The sequence below is a fragment of the Propionivibrio soli genome, assembly GCF_025770765.1.
GTDB classification, from domain to species: domain Bacteria; phylum Pseudomonadota; class Gammaproteobacteria; order Burkholderiales; family Rhodocyclaceae; genus Propionivibrio; species Propionivibrio soli.
On record NZ_JANZKY010000021.1, the window covers coordinates 34,407 to 52,741 of the forward strand.

Annotated in this window: 18 protein-coding genes; 3 read left to right on the forward strand and 15 right to left on the reverse strand. The window is 61.8% G+C overall.

Features of this window, described 5'->3' with window-relative positions; genetic code table 11:
• Nucleotides 1-71: 71 nt before the first annotated feature.
• The gene (locus tag NZ453_RS20485) at nucleotides 72-284 is read right to left on the reverse strand and encodes a hypothetical protein (RefSeq protein WP_263772847.1); all 213 of its coding nucleotides are present in this window, start codon (nucleotides 282-284) and stop codon (nucleotides 72-74) included.
• On the opposite strand from NZ453_RS20485, the gene NZ453_RS20490 reads away from it, so the two are divergent.
• The gene (locus tag NZ453_RS20490) at nucleotides 220-1,791 is read left to right on the forward strand and encodes a methyl-accepting chemotaxis protein (RefSeq protein WP_263772846.1); all 1,572 of its coding nucleotides are present in this window, start codon (nucleotides 220-222) and stop codon (nucleotides 1,789-1,791) included. The two genes, NZ453_RS20485 and NZ453_RS20490, sit on opposite strands and share 65 nt — an antisense overlap.
• Nucleotides 1,792-2,073: 282 nt before the next feature.
• On the opposite strand, the gene fucU is transcribed toward NZ453_RS20490, so the two are convergent.
• The 8 genes from fucU to NZ453_RS20530 all read right to left on the reverse strand — a co-directional run bounded on the left by fucU (nucleotide 2,074) and on the right by NZ453_RS20530 (nucleotide 10,546).
• Nucleotides 2,074-2,508 carry an L-fucose mutarotase gene (gene fucU, locus NZ453_RS20495; protein WP_263772790.1) on the reverse strand — a complete coding sequence of 145 codons (435 nt, stop codon included), beginning with the start codon at nucleotides 2,506-2,508 and terminating at the stop codon, nucleotides 2,074-2,076.
• Between the two features lie 9 nt (nucleotides 2,509-2,517).
• Nucleotides 2,518-3,354: a class II aldolase/adducin family protein gene (locus NZ453_RS20500; protein ID WP_263772791.1), complete on the reverse strand. Its 837-nt coding sequence runs from the start codon at nucleotides 3,352-3,354 to the stop codon at nucleotides 2,518-2,520.
• The gene (gene fucK / locus NZ453_RS20505; protein WP_263772793.1) at nucleotides 3,355-4,809 is read right to left on the reverse strand and encodes an L-fuculokinase; all 1,455 of its coding nucleotides are present in this window, start codon (nucleotides 4,807-4,809) and stop codon (nucleotides 3,355-3,357) included. It abuts the gene before it with no gap.
• Between the two features lie 123 nt (nucleotides 4,810-4,932).
• Nucleotides 4,933-5,886 (reverse strand): ABC transporter substrate-binding protein, encoded by a 954-nt coding sequence (locus NZ453_RS20510; protein ID WP_263772794.1) that lies wholly within the window; start codon nucleotides 5,884-5,886, stop codon nucleotides 4,933-4,935.
• A gap of 159 nt (nucleotides 5,887-6,045) precedes the next feature.
• Nucleotides 6,046-7,041, reverse strand: coding sequence for an ABC transporter permease (locus NZ453_RS20515; protein WP_263772797.1), 996 nt, complete (start codon nucleotides 7,039-7,041; stop codon nucleotides 6,046-6,048).
• 14 nt (nucleotides 7,042-7,055) lie between these two features.
• Nucleotides 7,056-8,570, reverse strand: a complete 1,515-nt coding sequence (locus NZ453_RS20520; protein ID WP_263772799.1) for a sugar ABC transporter ATP-binding protein — start codon at nucleotides 8,568-8,570, stop codon at nucleotides 7,056-7,058.
• Between the two features lie 102 nt (nucleotides 8,571-8,672).
• Entirely contained in the window at nucleotides 8,673-9,527 is an 855-nt protein-coding gene (locus tag NZ453_RS20525; RefSeq protein ID WP_263772800.1) for an amidohydrolase family protein, read from the reverse strand.
• Nucleotides 9,521-10,546, reverse strand: a complete 1,026-nt coding sequence (locus tag NZ453_RS20530; RefSeq protein WP_263772802.1) for an aldo/keto reductase — start codon at nucleotides 10,544-10,546, stop codon at nucleotides 9,521-9,523. Before NZ453_RS20530 ends, NZ453_RS20525 begins: the two co-directional genes overlap by 7 nt.
• A 233-nt stretch (nucleotides 10,547-10,779) precedes the next feature.
• On the opposite strand from NZ453_RS20530, the gene NZ453_RS20535 reads away from it, so the two are divergent.
• Together NZ453_RS20535 and NZ453_RS20540 are read left to right on the forward strand one after the other, a co-directional pair.
• Nucleotides 10,780-12,033, forward strand: a complete 1,254-nt coding sequence (locus NZ453_RS20535; protein ID WP_263772804.1) for a GAF domain-containing sensor histidine kinase — start codon at nucleotides 10,780-10,782, stop codon at nucleotides 12,031-12,033.
• A complete protein-coding gene (locus NZ453_RS20540) occupies nucleotides 12,030-12,764 on the forward strand; it encodes a response regulator transcription factor (RefSeq protein ID WP_263772805.1) in 735 nt (244 codons plus the stop codon). The genes NZ453_RS20535 and NZ453_RS20540 overlap by 4 nt, the downstream gene beginning before the upstream one ends.
• 58 nt (nucleotides 12,765-12,822) lie before the next feature.
• Here the strand turns inward: NZ453_RS20540 and NZ453_RS20545 are convergent, their stop codons facing one another.
• The 6 genes from NZ453_RS20545 to NZ453_RS20570 all read right to left on the reverse strand — a co-directional run bounded on the left by NZ453_RS20545 (nucleotide 12,823) and on the right by NZ453_RS20570 (nucleotide 18,335).
• Nucleotides 12,823-13,200 carry a DnaJ family domain-containing protein gene (locus NZ453_RS20545; RefSeq protein WP_263772807.1) on the reverse strand — a complete coding sequence of 126 codons (378 nt, stop codon included), beginning with the start codon at nucleotides 13,198-13,200 and terminating at the stop codon, nucleotides 12,823-12,825.
• 16 nt (nucleotides 13,201-13,216) lie between these two features.
• Nucleotides 13,217-13,696 (reverse strand): SET domain-containing protein, encoded by a 480-nt coding sequence (locus tag NZ453_RS20550; protein ID WP_263772809.1) that lies wholly within the window; start codon nucleotides 13,694-13,696, stop codon nucleotides 13,217-13,219.
• Between the two features lie 94 nt (nucleotides 13,697-13,790).
• The gene (locus NZ453_RS20555) at nucleotides 13,791-14,408 is read right to left on the reverse strand and encodes a DUF2284 domain-containing protein (protein WP_263772810.1); all 618 of its coding nucleotides are present in this window, start codon (nucleotides 14,406-14,408) and stop codon (nucleotides 13,791-13,793) included.
• Nucleotides 14,405-15,364, reverse strand: coding sequence for an MBL fold metallo-hydrolase (locus tag NZ453_RS20560; RefSeq protein WP_263772812.1), 960 nt, complete (start codon nucleotides 15,362-15,364; stop codon nucleotides 14,405-14,407). Before NZ453_RS20560 ends, NZ453_RS20555 begins: the two co-directional genes overlap by 4 nt.
• 221 nt (nucleotides 15,365-15,585) lie before the next feature.
• On the reverse strand, nucleotides 15,586-17,121 hold the full coding sequence (locus tag NZ453_RS20565; protein WP_275983315.1) for a DHA2 family efflux MFS transporter permease subunit: 1,536 nt from the start codon (nucleotides 17,119-17,121) through the stop codon (nucleotides 15,586-15,588).
• Entirely contained in the window at nucleotides 17,121-18,335 is a 1,215-nt protein-coding gene (locus NZ453_RS20570; protein WP_263772813.1) for an HlyD/EmrA/EmrK family protein, read from the reverse strand. Before NZ453_RS20570 ends, NZ453_RS20565 begins: the two co-directional genes overlap by 1 nt.

The window sequence follows — 18,335 nt, forward strand, 5'->3', positions numbered from 1 at the left end:
ACGCCCCCAAGTTATCGCCTTGCGCGCCGTTAGAAAAAAATAGTACGCAAGAGCTAACGCGTGCTGCGCACTCAAACGCCGCGTCGACTAGAATTGTCGCGGGCAAGCAAATAACCAAGGCCGCTTGTCGTACCGCCTATTCGGACCATCGGTAAATCGGAAAAAGGGAGTGTCCAGATGTTGATCAGCAGAAAAGTATGGCTTTTGGTCGGAATTGCGATGGCGACGTGCGCCGCGGTTTCGACCTTCGGGTTATACGGGTTGAAGCGGGTCAACTCCAACATGGTCGAGATCGCGGGAAATTCCGTTCCGGCGTTGATGCTCGTGAGCAACATGCGGACAAGCTATCTCGCGCTGATGCCGCAACTCTACGACCGAGCCGCCGTAGCCGAGGCCGAAAAAGGGGCCGCCCAGGAAAAGCTCATCGCTGAGGGCTGCGACAGCCTGATCAAGCAGATCAACGACTACACCGCACGTACGACGGACGAAGAAGAGAAGAAAGTTTTGACCGAAGCGAAAATGGGGATCGCTTCCTACATCGCGAATGCCAAACGGGTCGGCGCCCTGGCAAACGCGGGCGAACCGCAGCTGGCCTTGGGCGTGATCCAGAAGGATGTGACTCCTGTCCATCAGCGCCTCTCCGCGGCCTTCGACGAACTCGTGAAGATCAACGTCACCAACGTCAACGCCGTGGCCGCCTCGGCCGAATCGGCCTTCACGCGGACGCTGGCCATCACCCTCTCCGCCGCCGTGCTTGGCGTCGCCGTCATCGGCATCATGGGCTTCTTCTTCGGCCGCTCCATCACCGGCCCGCTCGGCGCCATGCAACGCGCCATCACCCGCACCGCCAACGAACTCGACTTCCGCGACACCATTGCCGTCACCTCCAACGACGAAGTCGGCCGCACCTTGCACGCCTACAACGAACTCCTCACCCGCCTGCGCTCGAGCTTCAGCGAAGTTCAGGCCGCCGCCGCCCGCATGGCCGCCATCACCGACGAAGTCAACACCACCTCCAGCGAAATCGCCGAAAACTCCCAAGCCCAGAGCGACGCCTCCTCCGGCATGGCCGCCGCCATCGAAGAACTCACCGTCAGCATCTCCATGGTCGCCAACCAGGCCCAGGACGCCAGCCACAACACCCAGGCCTCCCGCGACAAAGCCGACCAAGGCGCCGACGTCATCTTCTCCACCGTCCACGGCATCCAGACCATCTCCGACTCCGTGCGCGAAGCCTCCGGCCGCATCGAAGCCCTGCGCAACGACAGCGAAAGCATCTCCTCCGTCGCCAACATCATCAAAGAGATCGCCGACCAGACCAACCTCCTCGCCCTCAACGCCGCCATCGAAGCCGCCCGGGCCGGCGAACAAGGGCGCGGCTTCGCCGTCGTCGCCGACGAAGTACGCAAACTCGCCGAACGCACCTCCAAATCCACGCAAGAGATCTCCACCCTCCTGCAACAGATGCAAGGCAGTGCCAAACAAGCCGTCGACAGCATGGTCGCTGCCGTGCGCGAAGTCGACGTCGGCGTCGAGAACGCCCAACGCGCCGGCGAATCCATCCAAAGCATCAAAGAAGGCTCCAACTCCGTCGTCGGCGCCGTCGAAGAGATCAGCGAAGCCGTGCGCGAACAGAGCGCCGCCAGCACCTCCATCTCCCAGCGCATCGAACAGATCGCCCAGATGACCGAGCGCAACACCGCGGCGGCCGAGAGCACCGCGCAGGCCGTGCATCGCATGAGCGAGATGAGCCGCGAGATCGCCCAGGCCCTGGCGGTGTATAAGGTCTAGGCGACCGACGACCTGACTCGGCGAACGAAAGGGAAAGCAAAGCCGCGGGATACCACCCCCGCGGCCAGTGTCTTATCGGAGCAGGGCCGTGCGGGGTGCACGGGGGATGCTCAATCGAGCGGGCAGGTACCTAATGATCCTCGGCAGCGACTTAATCGGCGATCGTGGCCGGGGCCGCCGACTCCCGGTGGTCAAGCGCTCCGCCGACGCGGCGTGCGGGCCAACGGAGCGTGGCGTCGAGACCGCCGCCTTCACGAGCGTATTCCTTGCGTTTACTGTGGCTCAGCCCTCGAAAGCCGGCGTTACGCCCTTTTTCAAGATGATGTTTCCGTACTTCGCGATTTCGCCCGTCATGACGACGGCAAAAGCGGACTTGGCTCGGTCGTAGAACGCGAAGCGATCGATGCGCTGTATTTCGGGGCCATCACCATCGGGGAACAAGGCGTAGCGATATCGCCGTTCCACCTGCGGGTCGAGTTCGTCGCCCGGGACCGCCGCCATCATAATCAGCGGCGGCGCGTACGAATCGAGTTCGAAGAGCGGGACGATTCCCCGTAGCAATGTGTCGATAGCGACGCCGTCGGCGCGTATAGCGCGGTGGTTGACGCTATGCCCCGGGAAGTGGGCATCGGCAAGAACGATTTCGTCCCCGTGGCCCATCTCGCAGAGAATCTTCAACAGTTCGGGCGAGATTGCGGGCGAAATTCCTTTGAGCATCGTGTTTCCTCACAGAGTTTTGAAGGGCTTGCCGGCAAACGCATCAGCGTTGAACAGCGCTTCGTCGGATCGGTGGGCGCGAGCGTCCGGCATGCCGAGCTTGAGGCGGATATTGACGAGTTCACGCATCGAGTCGGCACCGACCCGGGTCACCGGGGCATCGAGACGGGCGGCAAGCAAAAGAATGCGGCAATAGGCGTCGACGTTCTCCATTTTCCAGCAGGCGTCTTCGACGTGCCGTCCCCAGACGATGACGCCGTGGTTCTGCATGAAGACGCACTGATGGTCCTTGGCGGCCGTGGCGACGTTGATCGCATTTTGCGGAGAGCCAGGCGTCGCGTAGTGCGCAAGGCCGACTTCGCCAAAGAAGATGTCCGGCTCGGGCATGATCCCGGTCGGCGGCACCATGCCGCAAATCAGGAAGGCATTGGCGTGCGGCGGGTGCGCATGCACGCAGGCACGTGCCTCGGTGGCCTTCATGATCGCGAGATGCGTCTTGATTTCACTCGAAGCGGGGCGGATGCCGGCTTTCTGGCGGCCTTCCAGGTCCACCAGGCACAGGTCTTCGGGCTTCATGAACCCCTTGCTGATCAGCGTCGGCGAGCAGAGCACCAGGTCATGCCCGACGCGGACGGAGATATTGCCGCCGTTGCCGTCGGTGTATTCGCGCGCCCACAACCGCCGCCCGATATCGCAGATACGTTCCTTCAGCACGGCCAGCCGGTCGCTGAGAAAGAAGCGCTGAACTTCATCCGGCGAGACATAACGTTCATCGTCGTTCCATACGAATTCCGGGTCCGGAAGCGCCGGTGTGATGGACCAGGTAGCGTTATCTACGGGACTCATTCAGTTTCCTTGCGACGGGATCGGTTGGAGGTCTGCGCTGCCCGGCTCGAACAGCGCGTAATCATGGTGCACCGAGGCTCGTGCCGCGTCCGGCGACGAGAAGCGACCGAGCCCGAAAAACGCGTACAACGCGGCGCCGAGTACGGTGGTTTCGTTTTCGGCAACGGCACGCACAGGCCGCTGTATCGCGTCGGCCTTGATCTGGTTCCACAGATGGTTCTTTGAGCCGCCGCCGACGATGATCAATTCGGATGCTTCGAATCGGCCGATCTCCTCGAGCTCACGCAACTGACCGGCGAGCTTTTCCGCGAGGGCCTCGAGGGCCGCACGGTACAAATGCCCGCGCGACGTGGCGATCGACAAGCCGCTGAGAGCACCGGCTCCACTCCCGAGTTCTCCGATCAGCAGGTCCGGAATCATCCTGACGCCATTGCAGCCGCGTGGCACCTTCTCGGCCTCCTCCATCATTCGGGTATAGACGGTGGCGCTATCGGTGTCTTTCCAGCACGTTTCCCTCAGCCATTCGAGGACGCCGGACGCGAGCCATTGCAGGCCAGGATTGAAATAGCCCGGCGTGGCGTCAAGCTCGCAGGTCGAGCCGGGAAAACCGGTGAGTGCCGCGGTATCCACGTGCGCACTCCTCACCATGAGGATCTCCCACGTTCCCGAAGAGAGGACCGGTTGGTTCATGCCGGCGCCGGAACCGAACAGGGCGAATTGCGTGTCGTGGCCGGAAGAGGTTACCGGCAGTCCGGCGGGCAATCCAAGCAATCCCGCCGCCTCGGATTGCAAGGTACCGAGGACCGTGCCGGGGGCCTCCATCGATGGGAAAAGCGTCGGTTCGATACCGACGCAGGCAAGGATTTCTTCGCTGAACGTGCCGCTGTTCAAGTCCAGCAACTGGCTTGTGCCGGCCATCGTTCGGTCCGTTGAACGTACACCGGTCAACCGGAAGTTGATCAATGACGAGATGAACAGCCACGTCGTCGCTCGCGCGACGAGTTCTGGCCGGTTTTCCTTCAGCCAGATCAGCTTGTAGATCGTGTTGAACGTGAAATGACCGACTCCCGAAACACGCTGCAAACGGTCTGGGTCGATGTATTTCCGGATGTCGGCCATCACGCTCGCCGTGCGCGGGCACTTCCAGCTAATGACCGGGTAGAGCAAGTTTCCCTCGGCGTCGAGCAGCGTGCCGTCCACACCGAACGACGTGACGGTCAGGCCGACGACACGCGCATCGGCGCCGTTGAGAGCCTCGCGTATCTCGCGGCAGCACCGACCCAACTTGCCCATGATTTCGTCCAGCGCCCAGACGTGCCATGTCGGATTCTCCTGCGCTGGTTGCGTGGCGTTGGACAACACGCTCTTGGCGACGATGCGGCCGTTCGCGTCGACCGCGATGGCACGTACGTTGGTGGCGCCGCAATCGAGAACAACGACTACGTCATTGGCCATCGGACTCTGCCTCGATACTCAGTTTTTACAGACACAGGATACAGGACGTCCCTCCAACCGGTGGGAGGGACACCGGCGGAGGGACGCCAGGGGGAACGCCTTTCCCCCTTACTTGCACGGTGCTCAGTCGTACAACACGGCGGCGATCTTCGGGTCGTTCATGTTGCTCTTATCCCACCAGTAGAAGCCGGTGTCGATGACCTTCGGCAGCTTCTCGCCCTTGATCGCCTTGACGGCGGCTTCGACCGTCTTGTAGCCCATGCCGACCGGGTTTTGCGTGATGGCGCCGGCCATCGAACCGTCGGCGACCGCCGCTTTCTGTTGCGTTCCCGAGTCGTACCCGATAATCACGATCTTGCGCTTCATTTCCCGGGCGGCGTTCAGCACACCGATAGCCGAACCTTCATTGGCGCCGAAGATGCCCTTGATGTTCGGATTCGCCTGCAGGATCGCCTTGGTGATTTCCGTGGACTTCAATTGGTCGCCCCCACCGTACTGAACGCTGACGATCTTGATGTTGGGGTAGGTCGACTTCATACGGTTCAGGAATCCGTCGCGGCGATCGATGCCGGTGCGGCTCGTCTGGTCGTGCACCACGAGCGCCACTTCGCCCGCCTTGCCGATCAACTCGGCCATTTTGTCGGCGGCGAGCCCGGCGGCCGCGACGTTGTCCGTCGTCGTCGTCGTTACGGGAATATCGCTGTCCACCCCCGAGTCGAAGGCGATGACGGGAATCTTCGAGGCTTGCGCCTTCTTCAGCAAGGGAATCGCGGCCTTGCTGTCGAGCGCGGCAAACCCGATGGCGGTGGGTTTCTTCGCCAGCGCGGCCGACAACATGTCGATTTGCTTGTCGACCATCGATTCGGACTCGGGGCCTTCGAAGGTGATCTTGACCTTCAGATCCTTCGCCGCCTGCTCCGCGCCCGCCTTCACGGCCTGCCAGAATTGATGCTGGAAGCCTTTGGATACGAGCGGAATGTACATGTCATCAGCCGCAGAAGCCGTCCCGGCGAAACCGACGGACAGGCCAAACCCGAGGCCAACGGCCAAGCTCAACAGTTTTCTATGCAGGACCATCTTATCTCTCCAGTTACGATTGCATCGTTAACGAACGGAAAAACACCGTACCAACAGCATCGCCCGGTGACTCTTTCCCTTTGACCGACAAGACCGGGCTGCGCGAAGGGAAGGCGCGCAGTCGAGGAAAAACGTGAGCGGAGTACCCTCCCGTACATGTCATTTGCTCTTACGCATGTTATCGGCGAAGACGGCCAGGATGATGATCGCCCCGGTAACGACGGTTTGCCATTCCTGAGCGACCGACATGATGCGCAGTCCGTTGGTCAGCACGCTGATGATGAAGGCGCCGATGATCGTCCCCAGGATCGTTCCCGTGCCGCCGCTCAGCGATGTGCCGCCGATGACGACGGCCGCAATGGCGTCAAGTTCGTAGCCTTGCCCGAGCGACGGCTGTGCCGAGTTGAGGCGCGAGGCAATGAGGAGGCCGGCAATGCCGCAAATGGCGCCGGCAAAGGTGTAAATGACGATCTTCCAGCGATCGACGTTGACGCCCGAAAGGCGGACGGCTTCTTCGTTGCTGCCGAGTGCAAACGTGTAGTTGCCGAGCACCGTCTTGTTCAAAATCAAACTGGCGCCGACAGCCATGACAAATAGAATCAGGACGGCGTTGGGAATGGGCAGGTCGGGCAACAGGTATCCGATCAGCGATTCCTGCGAGATGCTGGTGAATTCCGGCGTGTCGTTGAAATAGATCGGTTTGGTACCGGAGATGACCAGCGCCAGCCCCTTGAGCACCAGCATCATGCCGAGTGTAGCGATGAACGGTGGAATCTTCAGCTTTGCGATCAGCGTACCGGAGATGAAACCCGAAAGCGCGCCGAAGAAGATCGCCGCCAGAACGCCGACGTAGAAAGGCAGCCCCCAATAGGTGAGGAAGACGCCGGCCATGACCGAGCAGAACGTCATCAGGGTGCCGACCGAGAGGTCGATTCCCGACGTGATGATTACGAAGGTGCACGCGATCGCCAACACGCCGTTTACCGCCGTGGCCTGGAGGATGCCGACAATGTTGTCGGTCTGCATGAAGCTCGGAGACGCCAGGCTGAAGAAAACCATGAGTCCGATCAGGCTGGCAAAGGCGAGGAGCTTTTGCCGGGTATTGCTGCTGAAGAGTGCTCGCTTCGGTTTTTGCTGTGTCGTCGATTCAGACATGGATGTCTTCCGTTCTAGTTGGATTTCGCGGTTTCACGCCGCGTGGCAAGCTGCATGATTCTTTCCTGGGTCGCTTCGGCCGCCGAAACCTCACCGGTGATGCGGCCCTCGCACATCACAAGAATCCGGTGGCTCATACGCAGAATCTCGGGCAGTTCGGACGAAATCATGACGATGGCCCGGCCCTGCTGCGCCAGCGCATTCAGCAGCTTGTAGATTTCGCTTTTGGCTCCGACGTCGATACCGCGCGTCGGTTCGTCGAAGAAGAGGATTTCGCAATCCCGCACCAGCCACTTCGCGATAACAATCTTTTGTTGATTGCCGCCGGAGAGCAGTGCGACCTTCTGGTCCAACGACGGCGTCTTGATTTCAAGCTGCTTGACGAATTGCGCGCATGTGGCGCGGATCGCTTGCCGCTTGAGGACGAATTGCGACCAGAGGAAGCGCTTCATGCTGGCGAGGACAACGTTCGAAGATACGTCCATGCCGGTCGCCAGGCCGTAGCGCTTGCGGTCTTCCGAGAGATAGCCGATGCCGAGACGGACTGCATCGGCCGGGTGGCGGATCGAAACCTTCTCGCCACGTACTCGGATATCGCCCGAATCCACCTTGTCGGCGCCGAACACGGCACGGGCAACCTCGGTACGGCCCGCGCCCATCAGTCCGGCGAAGCCGAGGATTTCGCCCTTGCGCACGACGAAGTTTACGTCCTTGATCACTTTGCCGCGGTTCAGGTTGCGCACCTCCAGCACCACCTCGCTTTGCTCCGCCGGCACCTGTGGGCCGCCCGTGTCGAGCAGCGTGCGTCCGACCATCATGCTGATGATCGTCTCCATGCTCGTTTCCGCAGTCGGCACGGTGGCGATGTACTGGCCGTCGCGCATCACGGTCACGCGATCGGAGATGCGCTTGAGCTCGTCCATCTTGTGCGAGATGTAAACGATGCCCACGCCGTGACTCTTCAATTGGCCGATGATGCGGAACAGCTCGTCGATCTCGGCATTGTTCAGGGCCGCCGTCGGCTCGTCCATGATCAGGACGCGCGATTCGGCGTGCGAGAGCGCCTTCGCGATCTCGACCATCTGCTGCTTGGCCACCGTCAAGTCGCCGACCAGCGTACGCGGATCGAGCGTCAGATGCAGACGATCGAGGACTTCCTGCGTATCGCGCCACATCCGGGGTACGTCGATGAACAGCCCGGAGCGGGTCCGCGGTTCGCGCCCGATGAAGATATTCTGCGCGACGCTGAGGTGACTCATCAGGTTGAGTTCCTGATGGATGATACCGATGCCGAGCGCCTGGGCTTCGCGCGGATCGTTGATTTCCACTGCCTGGCCGTTGACCAGGATCTCACCCGAATCCTTCTGGTATACGCCGGCGAGTACTTTCATCAGCGTAGACTTGCCTGCCCCGTTTTCTCCCATCAGCGCATGTACTTCGCCGGGGAATAGCTCGAACTGGGCGTCGTTGAGTGCCCGTACGCCTGGGAAGGTCTTGTTCAGATGCCGGATGGTTACGATCGGTGTCACAGTGTGGTCTTTTCGAAAATGATGGATCAATATCGCATCAAAACCGGAGCACGTGCAACAGAACTTACGGTGCCCGGACGCATGCCGCGTCGCGCCTTTTATTCATCGTCGTTCCTTGGCGACGCGTCCCGTATCGAGGTCATAGAACCGTATCGCGTTGTGTCCGAAAACAGCCGCCTGCTGATCGACCGGTAGGTGAGCGAGGAAGCCACGGCTCATCGCCAGCCACCCCGGGTAATCACCGGCCAGCCGCAAGACAGGCCAATCGCTACCCCACAGCAGCCGCTCTGGGCCGAACAACTCAATGAGGGCGCGCACGTAGGGCGACAACGTTTCGGCATCCCGTGTGTCACCGGCTTCCGTGAGCAAACCGGACAGCTTGCAATGCACATGCGGCAGAGCGGCCAGACGCCGCATATCGGAAAACCACGGATCGCCGATGCCCTCGGCGATGGCCGGCTTGGCCGCGTGGTCGATCACGATCGGCAGCTCAGGATACTTCTGCGCGAAGGTGAGCAGCGGCTCGAGATGGCGAGGAAGCACCAAGGCGTCGAAACGCAGCCGATGATCGAGCATGGCTTTGACGGCACGGTCGAGCGTCGAGCGCTCGATCCAGCGGTTGTCGGGGAGGTCCTGCAGCATCGGCCGTAATCCCTTCAGAAGGGGATTCCTGGCCAGGCGGGCAATGCACGCCGGGACGTCTGGGCTCTCAAAGTCCACCCATCCTACAACGCCGAGGATGAAGAGGTTTTCCTCAGCCAGCGCCAACATGTACTCGGTGTCGGCCACATTCGGCAAAGATTGCACCAGCACCGTTCCGTCGATACCGCTCCGACGCAACGAGGGTACGAGATCGGCCGGCGAAAAGTCGCGGTAAATGGCGGCCAACTCAGGCGGCGGCCAGTAACCGGCACGGTCTGTCAGCCGCCAGAAATGTTGGTGCGCGTCGATCAACACGGCATGTCTCCGGACGACGGGACAGGGGCGGCAGGATCGATCAGCCGGCGCTCCCGAACAGCGTCCCAGAAAGCGTCGGGAATGGATTGTTCGAACCAGTCCAGGTTCTGAATCAATTGATCCGCCGTGCGCGTGCCTACGACACAGGAGACGACGGCGGCATGCGCCATCGGGAACTGCAGGGCCGCGGCCTGGATCGGCACGCCAAACTCGGCGCACGCGGCGCGCAGCGCACCGACGCGCGCGACGACGTCGGCCGGCGCATCCTCATAGTTGAACTTGTTGTTCCCGGCGAGGATGCCCGAGTTGAAGACCCCGGCTGTTACGACCCCGACACCTCGCCGCGTGCACTCGTCGAGCAAGGGCGAAAGGCTGCTTTGATCGAGCAGGGTGTAGCGGCCGGCGAGCATGACGCAGTCGAGATCGAATTCGCCCAGGCTATCAACGACGACTTCGCTCTCGTTGACCCCAAGGCCGACGGCGGAGACGTTGCCGCCACGGCGGAGCTCGTCGAGCGCACGGAAGCCGCCTCCAGAGGTCAGTTGGTCCCAGTAATGCTCGTGCTGCCCGCCATGCGTGAAGCGGCCGATATCGTGTACGTACAGCACGTCGATGCGTGAGACGCCGAGACGTTGCAGGCTGTCCTCGAACGAGCGCATTACGCCGCCGTAGCTGTAGTCGTAGAACGGGCGAAATGGATACGGCGTTGCCCAACCGTCATCACCCGGTGCAACGCTTGCGTCCGGGCGCATCAGTCGTCCGACTTTGCTGCTCAACACATAGGCGGCGCGCGGACAATCGGCGAGCAGCATTCCGAGGCGGTGTTCCGAACGGGTGTAGCCGTAGAACGGGGCCGTATCAAAATAGCGAAGGCCGGCCTCCCAGGCCGCTTCGAATACGCCAGCAGCCTCCTTGGGTGTCGTAGCGCGGTACAGCCCGCCCATCTGCGAGCAACCGAGCCCCATCGCCGTCAACGCCAGATCGGCGCGCGGCAGTCTCCTGAACGTCTTGGCCCTCATCCGTTTCTCGTGTCGGTGCGGCAACAAACAACGCCCTAGCGTGCCGGGTATCTGCCTGCCATGCCGCGCTGGTTTATCGGTCTAGAAACTGACGCAAACTATCGCTGTCGCGGCATCGCCGATAAAGCGCACATCGCGAATTTTTTTTGCGGGTTCCCGCAATGCGATCCGGGTTCCCCCTCTGTCGCATGGCACAATCATTCAGTAGTCTTGCTGCAGGAAATGGGACCTCCATGCAAAACTCAACCCGCTGCATCGACATGGCGCAGATCCTGTCGATCCTCCGCGCCATCGCCGGACAGATCGACTTTCGTGCCGTAATCAGCGCCGTTTCGGCAGAGATCCGCGACCTCCTGCCGCACGATCACCTTGACGTCGCCTTGCTGAACAGCGACAGGACGCTGGTCGTCGCGTACGAGACAGGCCTGCACACCGAATGGGACGCGAGCACGACGGCGACCAAGCCGGTGGTGGCGAGCCCGATTCGCGACCTGTTTACAGGCGTGGTGGACCATATCGTCACCGACGACGCCCAGACCGACGCCCGCTTTCATTTTCCCGGCGCCTTCTCCCAGCCGATCTTCGCGGCCGGCTTGCACAGCCGCCTGCACGTCCCCCTCAAGGTCGAGGGGCGCGTGTGCGGCGCCCTATCGTTCTCTACGCAGAAGACGGCCGCCTACCGGCCGGGCGACGTGAACAACGCGCAAATCGTTGCCGACATTTTGTCTTCCTACTTCTTTTCGCTGCAGCAGAGCGAGCTCGTCAAGCAGGGCGAGTTACAGAAGCGGGAGACCGAGGCCCGCGCCGAGGGGTTGCGGGTCGGTGCACTACGCTTGACCGAAGAACTCGAGAACGCTCGTCAGGCCATCGGCATGGACCTGCACGACCAGACCTTGGCCGATCTCACGCGCATCGCGCGCAATCTGAAGCGGCTGGTCAACAAGCCGACCCTGCGCGGCAGCGAACTGCAGCTGGTGCAGAAGGACGTCGAGCATTGCGTGCGCGAACTTCGCGTCATCATCGACAACGCCAAACCCTCGGTTCTGCAGTTCTTCGGTTTTTGCGAGGCGGTCGAGGCCTTGCTGGAGCGCAGCGTGCGTTCGGCGACGTCGCCGCTCAGCTATCGGCTTTGCGACGACGGCGGTTCCGGCGTCGACGACCTGCCGGCGAACACCGTCGTTGCCCTGTACCGCATCGTCCAGGAAGCGATCAACAACACCGTACGTCACGCCAACGCGTCGACGATCGAGGTCCGCCTACAGCGGGCGGGCGAGCGGATACACATCGTCGTCGAAGACGACGGCAGCGGGTTGCCGAAGGGCGGAGCGCGCCGGACAGGAGGGCTCGGCAATATCCGCACACGCGCATCGCTGATACAAGCCGAGCTTTCCGCGACAGCGGGCCCGGGAGGTAAGGGCACGCGCCTTGAAATCGCTCTGCCGGCATCGTCTCCGGCCCACCAGAGCCAGGGAGAAAAACAGGCATGAGCACGTTCCTGATCGTTGAAGACGACGCGCTGCACCGCAACTTCCTGCGCGAAGTCATCATCCAGTCCGATCTTGAATGCACGCAACTCATCGAAGCGGCTGACGGTGAAGAAGCGATTCGCTGCGTCCATGAATACAAGCCCAAGGGCATCGTCATGGACCTGCAGATGCCGAACAAGACAGGTGTGCAGGCCGCTAAGGCCATCTGGGCCGAGAACCCGAAGATGCCGATCGTTTTCTGGTCCAACTATGATGACGAAGCCTATGTGCGTGGCATAACCAAGATCGTCCCGGCATGCGCCACCTACGGCTACATTCTCAAGACGTCGTCGAAGGACCGTCTGCGCCGCTCCATTCAGTGTGTTTTTCTCGAAGGGCAGAACGTGATCGATCGCGAGATCCGCGGCGTGCAGCAACGCGGGCAGGACCGATCGGAAGGGCTGTCGGAGGCCGAATACGAAGTCCTTCTCGATATTACGCTCGGCCTCACCGATCAGGCGATTGCCGACCGGCGCAACATCTCGCTGCGGAGCGTGCAGGGCCGGCTGCAGCAGCTCTATGCCAAGTTGGGGTTGATCGAAATGCCGCTGCTCGACAGCGGGGCCGCCGAATATAACAGTCGCACGCGTGCCGTAGCCGTGGCTTTGATGTCGCGCCTGATCAACGGTAAGTCGATCGAGGCCGCCGAGCTTGAGTACCGGCGCATGACAGGAAAAGAGGCCGGTTCGTAGAAAGCGGCGGACTTGCCGGTGCACGGTGTCTTGCGCCGGAGAAGCAAGTCGCAGAGGCTCAGGAAAACCCGCGTTCCTCTTCGACCTTGAGCAGCAGGTAAGTCAGTTCCCGCCGCTTGTTCTCGGTCTGCGCGTCATCCTCGGGGAGCTGCTTGATCTCCTCGCGCAGCCTGGCAATCGCCTGGCGCATCGAAACGTCGGAAGGAACGAGGCCGGCGCGTTTGAGGATGCGGCTGACCATTCGCTGCTCCGGCGAGACGAACAGTTCATCTTCGAAATCGATCGGTTGTCCCGCGCCCGGTAAGTTGTCAAATTCGCCGTTTGCGATCGCGTCACGAATCCGTTGTTCGGCAAGAATTTCGAAGAGCAGCATGGTGATGCGATGTAATGAAGTCAGCCATGTGGCGTAGGAGCACGCAGCCTTGGTTGGCTGCAACGATCTCTCTGCAATCTCACTGAGGTGATGAGGCCTGTTCCTTCGCCTTGTCCTTCCTGGTCTTGCTGAAGAGTTCCGGGTTGGCCATGGTGCCCCGGCACGATGGCGCGCCGCAGGCGCAAGCCCAGCGCGAATAGGCTTCTTTCCTCGACTTTACGACCAGGCGATAGTCCCACACGAGTTCTTCGTCCTGCTTGATGTCTCTGAGCGCATGCAGCCATGCCCTAAGCTGCCCTCGGCCCTCATGCTCACGCAGTTCGCAGTTCGGTTCGCACGCGTGGTTGGCGAGGGCTGCCCAGCCCGTTCCGTCAATTCCCGTTCCGTCCGATAGACCGAGAAATTTGGTGACGCCTTCGATTTTCATGTCCGGCAAGTCACCCGCGGCGTAGCGCTTTCCCTTGTACTCGATCAACCGCTCCCCGGCGGCGAGGTCACTCGCGGCGAACAAACCCCTGCCGTGCAAACCGCTTTTTCTTGCGATAACCTTCAAAGCCATTTCAACCTCATGAGCCGGATTACTGAAACTGAAGCATAGTCCCTGGAGGCGCAGTAGCACCCGACCTCCTCTGCCATGGCGTAGCGAGCCGGCATTATTGCGGCATGTCACGTGCCAGCCGAAACAAGGAATACAAACGCATCGCAACCTCCGGGCTAGGACACAACAAGGCACCGACGGTCATCAAGTAGTCGGGTAGGCCGTGTGCCGGCCAGTGTACCTTCTGCTCGGCCAGCCCCTCCGCGAGGCCCGTCACGTCGAAGCCGAGCGCTTCCAGCGAATAGCGCATTCGTGTCGGGGCGCAGCAGGCAATGCCGAGCGAACGCGTGCAGATCGAGCAGCCCTCACAATGGCCGGCGACAACGGCCAGAGCGCCGTCGACCTCCGAATTGCGCATCGCCTTGCAAAGTGTTTGGCGCGCCTCAAGAAAACATTCGATCAATTCTTCTTTCGTTGCCCCGCAAGCAACTCGCGTTTTCTGTGTCACAAGGACGGCGTGCGTCCACTCTCCCAATTGCGCCAGCGGCGGCTCGGCAAAGGGCGGGCAAGACCAGTACTGACCGTGCTTCTCGCAAGACTGGCAGTATCCCTGGATGCGTTCAGGGTCGTGGTAGCGCATCATGTCGGCCCGGCTGGCGATGACAGCCTGTGGCGCTTCGCTTACCGCCGGGCTTGCGACATCCTGCTCATTGTCGAGGTTTTGCGGACTCACGGCAGCGGTGTGAACTCGTACCCGTCGCCTCGCACCTGCAGCGTACCGATGGCGGCACCGGGGAGATGGAAACCCGCGACCAGCGCATTCTCGCGGATGGCGAGGTCGGCGATGCGGCGACGTGTCGTCTTGGCGGCTTCGGCGTCCATGTCAAAGACCACGGCCCAATCCGGATGGCGCACGAACATCGAGACGTTTGTCGTATCGGCCCAGTACAGCACCTTGCGTGATCCGCCTTCGATCATGAACACCGTGTGCCCAGGCGTGTGACCAAAGGCGGCGATGGAGCGCACGCCGGGAAGAATCTCCACGCCGGGTTCGAAACGCACCACGGCATCCGCGAGTGGGGCGAACACCCGGCGCGCGGTATTCAGGCCGCCACGCTGCGCTTCCGGCGTCGCCGCCAGGCGCGCTTCGTCCATCCACCAGTTCCACTCGGGAGCCGGCACATACACTCTTGCATAGGGAAAGACGAGGTTCCCCGACCGGCTGCGCAGGCCGTTGATATGGTCGCCGTGGAAATGCGAGATGACGACCGCCGTGATCGACCGCGGATCGATTCGGGCCTTCGCCATGTTCTCCAGCAGCTTGCCGCTGCCGGCCGCGCCGAACTCGCCATTGCCCGTATCGAACAGCACGCGTTCGGAGCCGACGTCGACGACAAGCGGCGTGTAAGGAACCTCAAGGCGATCTGTAGGCAGCTTGGCTTCGGCCAAGGCGGCTTGAACGTCGACGAGCGGCGCATTGCGCACGAAGGCCGCATCCAATGGACGCGATCCCTGACCGTCCCGCAGCATGGTCACGGCGACGGCGCCAAGATCAACGCGTGTCACGCCATCCGCCAGCGCCGTCGTTTGCGGTGCGTTGTTGGTGGCACACCCGGCCAGCAATACCCCGAGCAACCCCGTCACAACGATCGCCCTTGCCCCTGCAAACCGATCGTGCAATCCAGTCATTTGCGCACTCCTCGAAAGGTGTGATTCGGGTAGAAGAATGGGAAAAGCCGATAGGTTACGCGGCGTCCGAGAAAGTGCAATCGCCGATGCCGATGAAGATGGATGAGGTGGCTGCGTGGAGCGGGGAGCGAAACCAGGCGGATGGACGGTTCCAAGCGCAATGCAGCAGCAGGGCTTCGCGGCGGGGCTGTTTCAGGTGCCCCGCGCGACGCCAGGCGAGGTCAATGTGCGCCGGCCGTTTCTGCCTGCGGTTTGGCGGCCTTGTGAAACGGAGCCTTGGCGAGCCACAGGACAAGGATCAGGCAGAGGAACAGATAGCCGAGCCCGTGGCAGATTTCGTTGAACGAGATCTGGTAAGCCTGCTGCGTGATCATGCGATCGAGCAGTGCCGCGGCACGTTGCGCATCCCCTTGGCCCAATTGCTGCACGGCCGCCTGAGTGCTCGGGCTGTAGGGCGAAATGGCTTCGGTGAGATGCGCGTGGTGAATCACCGCGCGGTGGCTCCACAAGTAAGTGGTAAACGACGCCGAAAAACTGCCGCCCAGCGTGCGCAGGAACGTCGCCAGCCCCGAGCCGGCGGCGATCTCGTGCCCTTCCAGATCCGAAAGCAGGATGGTCAGCACCGGCATGAAGAAGAACGCGATGCCGAGGCCCTGGAAGAGTTGCACCCAGGCGATCCGCGCGAAGTCGATGTCGGCATTGAATCCGGAGCGGTAAAAGCTCGACAGTCCCATGATCAGGAAAGCCGTCGACGCCAGCATGCGCATATCGAACTTGGCCGCATACTTGCCGACGAATGGCGTCAGCAATACCGGCAGCAGGCCGATCGGCGCCGAAGCCAAGCCGGACCAGACGGCGGTGTAGTGCAACTGCGTCTGCAGCCACTGGGGTACGAGCAGGCCGATCGAGAAGAAACCGCCGTAGGCGAGCATCAAAGTCAGCGTTCCTGCACTGAAGTTGCGATGGCGGAAGAGCTTCAGATTGACGATGGGTTCTTTTTCGGTCAGCTCCCAGATCAGGAAGATCGTCAGCGCGATGGCCGAGATGATCGCCGTGGCGACGATGAAATCGGAGTTGAACCAGTCCTCCTCGTTGCCCTTGTCGAGAACGAGCTGCAATGCGCCGACGCCGATCACCAGGGTGATGAGACCCACGTAATCCATGCGCGGCTTTTCCAACGTCGCCGGCTTGTGACGCATCAGGCGCCAGACAGTGAAGGACGAGAAGATACCGATCGGCACGTTGATGAAGAAGATCCACGGCCACGAGTAGTTGTCGGTGATCCAGCCGCCGAGAATCGGACCGGCGATCGGAGCGACGACGGTCACTGTGGCCAATAGCGCGAGCGCCTGCGAGCGTTTGTTCGGGGGGTAGATGGAGATCAGCAAGGCCTGCGTGATCGGATACATCGGCCCGGCGACGAAACCCTGCAAGGCGCGGAAACCGACCAGGCTGCCCATGCTGAAGGCGATGCCGCACAGAAATGAGGCGATTGTGAACAGCAACGTGGCCGCCACAAACAGGCGCACCTCGCCGAAACGCCGCGTCAACCAGCCGGTCAGTGGCAAGGCGATGGCGTTGCTCACGGCAAAGGCGGTGATGACCCACGTGCTCTGGTCCGTGCTGACGCCCAGGTTGCCGGCAATCGTCGGCAGCGACACGTTGGCGATCGTCGTGTCGAGGACCTGCATGAAGGTCGCGAGCGCCAGCGCCGTGGTGCACAGCCCCAGATTGTCGGGCCGGAATTGCGCGGTCATCAGCCGTGCTTTCCGTTTTGTGCGGTGGCGAGCTTGGCCTTCGAGACACTACCCGCTCCGGCGTTTTCCTCGATGACGCGTGCAATGCGTTGCTCGGCTTCGTTCAATTCGCCCGCATATACATCTGTCGAGAACAGCGCGGTCGCGCTGCTCGTTTGCGCCAATGTCGGGCCCGATTGATCGTGCATGTCGACTTCAGCGTGCATCGAGAGGCCAATCTTGAGCGGGTGCTCGGCCAGTTCCTTCGGGTCGAGCGCGATACGTACCGGCACGCGCTGCACGATCTTGATCCAGTTGCCCGTGGCGTTTTGCGCCGGCAACAACGAGAAGGCGCTGCCCGTTCCGACGCCCAGGCCATCGACCTTGCCGTGGTAGGTGATGTCGGAGCCATAGAGGTCCGAATGCAGCGTGACCGGTTGGCCGATGCGCATGTGGCCAAGCTGGGTTTCCTTGAAGTTGGCGTCGACCCAGATCTGGTCGAGCGGTACCACCGCCATCAGCGGTACACCCGCCTGGACGCGCTGACCGACTTGCACGCTGCGTTGCGCGACATGCCCGGAAATCGGAGCCAGCAATCGGCTGCGTGAGTAATCCAGATACGCGCGGCGCAACGCCGCAGCCGTTGCCTTGACGTCCGGATGCGTGAGCAACGCGGTGTTGTCCACCATCGCGTGGCTGCTCACCAATTGCTGGTCGGAGGCGGCCAAGGCGCTTTCGGCGGCCGCCAGTGCCTCGCGAGCGTGCGAGAGTTCTTCGGCCGGGATGGCGCCGGTCGCTGCCAGGCCCTTGCGTCGCTCGTAGTCTGCCTGCGCGCGTTCGAACATGGCGCGGCGCGATTCCACTTCGGCACGTACACTGCCGACGTTGGCATAGAGCCCGCGCACCTGGCGCACGGTGCGTGCGAGATTGGCTTCGGCCTGTTCGAGTGCGACGCGGGCGTCGCTGGTGTCGAGTTCAGCGAGCACCTGGCCCGTCTTCACGAGGCCATTGTTGTCGGCGTGAATGGCGACCACCGTGCCCGGTATTTGAGCCGAAATTTGCACGACATTGCCGTTGGCATAAGCGTCCTCGGTGCTCTCAAACCAGCGGCCGACCAGATAGTAATAAGCGCCGGATCCGGCTGTGGCGAGCGCGAGGCCCATGCCCAGCCCGACCAGCCATTGCTTGCGGCGCGAGGCGGTGGGCTTCGTTTCTGCGGGGTGCTTGTCACTCAT

Excerpts from the sequence above, each read along its gene's own strand:
- NZ453_RS20485 (WP_263772847.1), bottom strand. The coding sequence starts at position 284 with ATGTTGGAGTTGACCCGCTTCAACCCGTATAACCCGAAGGTCGAAACC.
- NZ453_RS20540 (WP_263772805.1), top strand. The coding sequence starts at position 12,030 with ATGAGCACGTTCCTGATCGTTGAAGACGACGCGCTGCACCGCAACTTC.
- NZ453_RS20550 (WP_263772809.1), bottom strand. The coding sequence starts at position 13,696 with ATGGCTTTGAAGGTTATCGCAAGAAAAAGCGGTTTGCACGGCAGGGGT.
- NZ453_RS20560 (WP_263772812.1), bottom strand. The coding sequence starts at position 15,364 with ATGACTGGATTGCACGATCGGTTTGCAGGGGCAAGGGCGATCGTTGTG.
- fucU (WP_263772790.1), bottom strand. The coding sequence starts at position 2,508 with ATGCTCAAAGGAATTTCGCCCGCAATCTCGCCCGAACTGTTGAAGATT.
- NZ453_RS20515 (WP_263772797.1), bottom strand. The coding sequence starts at position 7,041 with ATGTCTGAATCGACGACACAGCAAAAACCGAAGCGAGCACTCTTCAGC.
- NZ453_RS20490 (WP_263772846.1), top strand. The coding sequence starts at position 220 with ATGGCGACGTGCGCCGCGGTTTCGACCTTCGGGTTATACGGGTTGAAG.
- NZ453_RS20500 (WP_263772791.1), bottom strand. The coding sequence starts at position 3,354 with ATGAGTCCCGTAGATAACGCTACCTGGTCCATCACACCGGCGCTTCCG.
- NZ453_RS20530 (WP_263772802.1), bottom strand. The coding sequence starts at position 10,546 with ATGAGGGCCAAGACGTTCAGGAGACTGCCGCGCGCCGATCTGGCGTTG.
- NZ453_RS20535 (WP_263772804.1), top strand. The coding sequence starts at position 10,780 with ATGCAAAACTCAACCCGCTGCATCGACATGGCGCAGATCCTGTCGATC.
- fucK (WP_263772793.1), bottom strand. The coding sequence starts at position 4,809 with ATGGCCAATGACGTAGTCGTTGTTCTCGATTGCGGCGCCACCAACGTA.
- NZ453_RS20510 (WP_263772794.1), bottom strand. The coding sequence starts at position 5,886 with ATGGTCCTGCATAGAAAACTGTTGAGCTTGGCCGTTGGCCTCGGGTTT.
- NZ453_RS20570 (WP_263772813.1), bottom strand. The coding sequence starts at position 18,335 with ATGAGTGACAAGCACCCCGCAGAAACGAAGCCCACCGCCTCGCGCCGC.
- NZ453_RS20565 (WP_275983315.1), bottom strand. The coding sequence starts at position 17,121 with ATGACCGCGCAATTCCGGCCCGACAATCTGGGGCTGTGCACCACGGCG.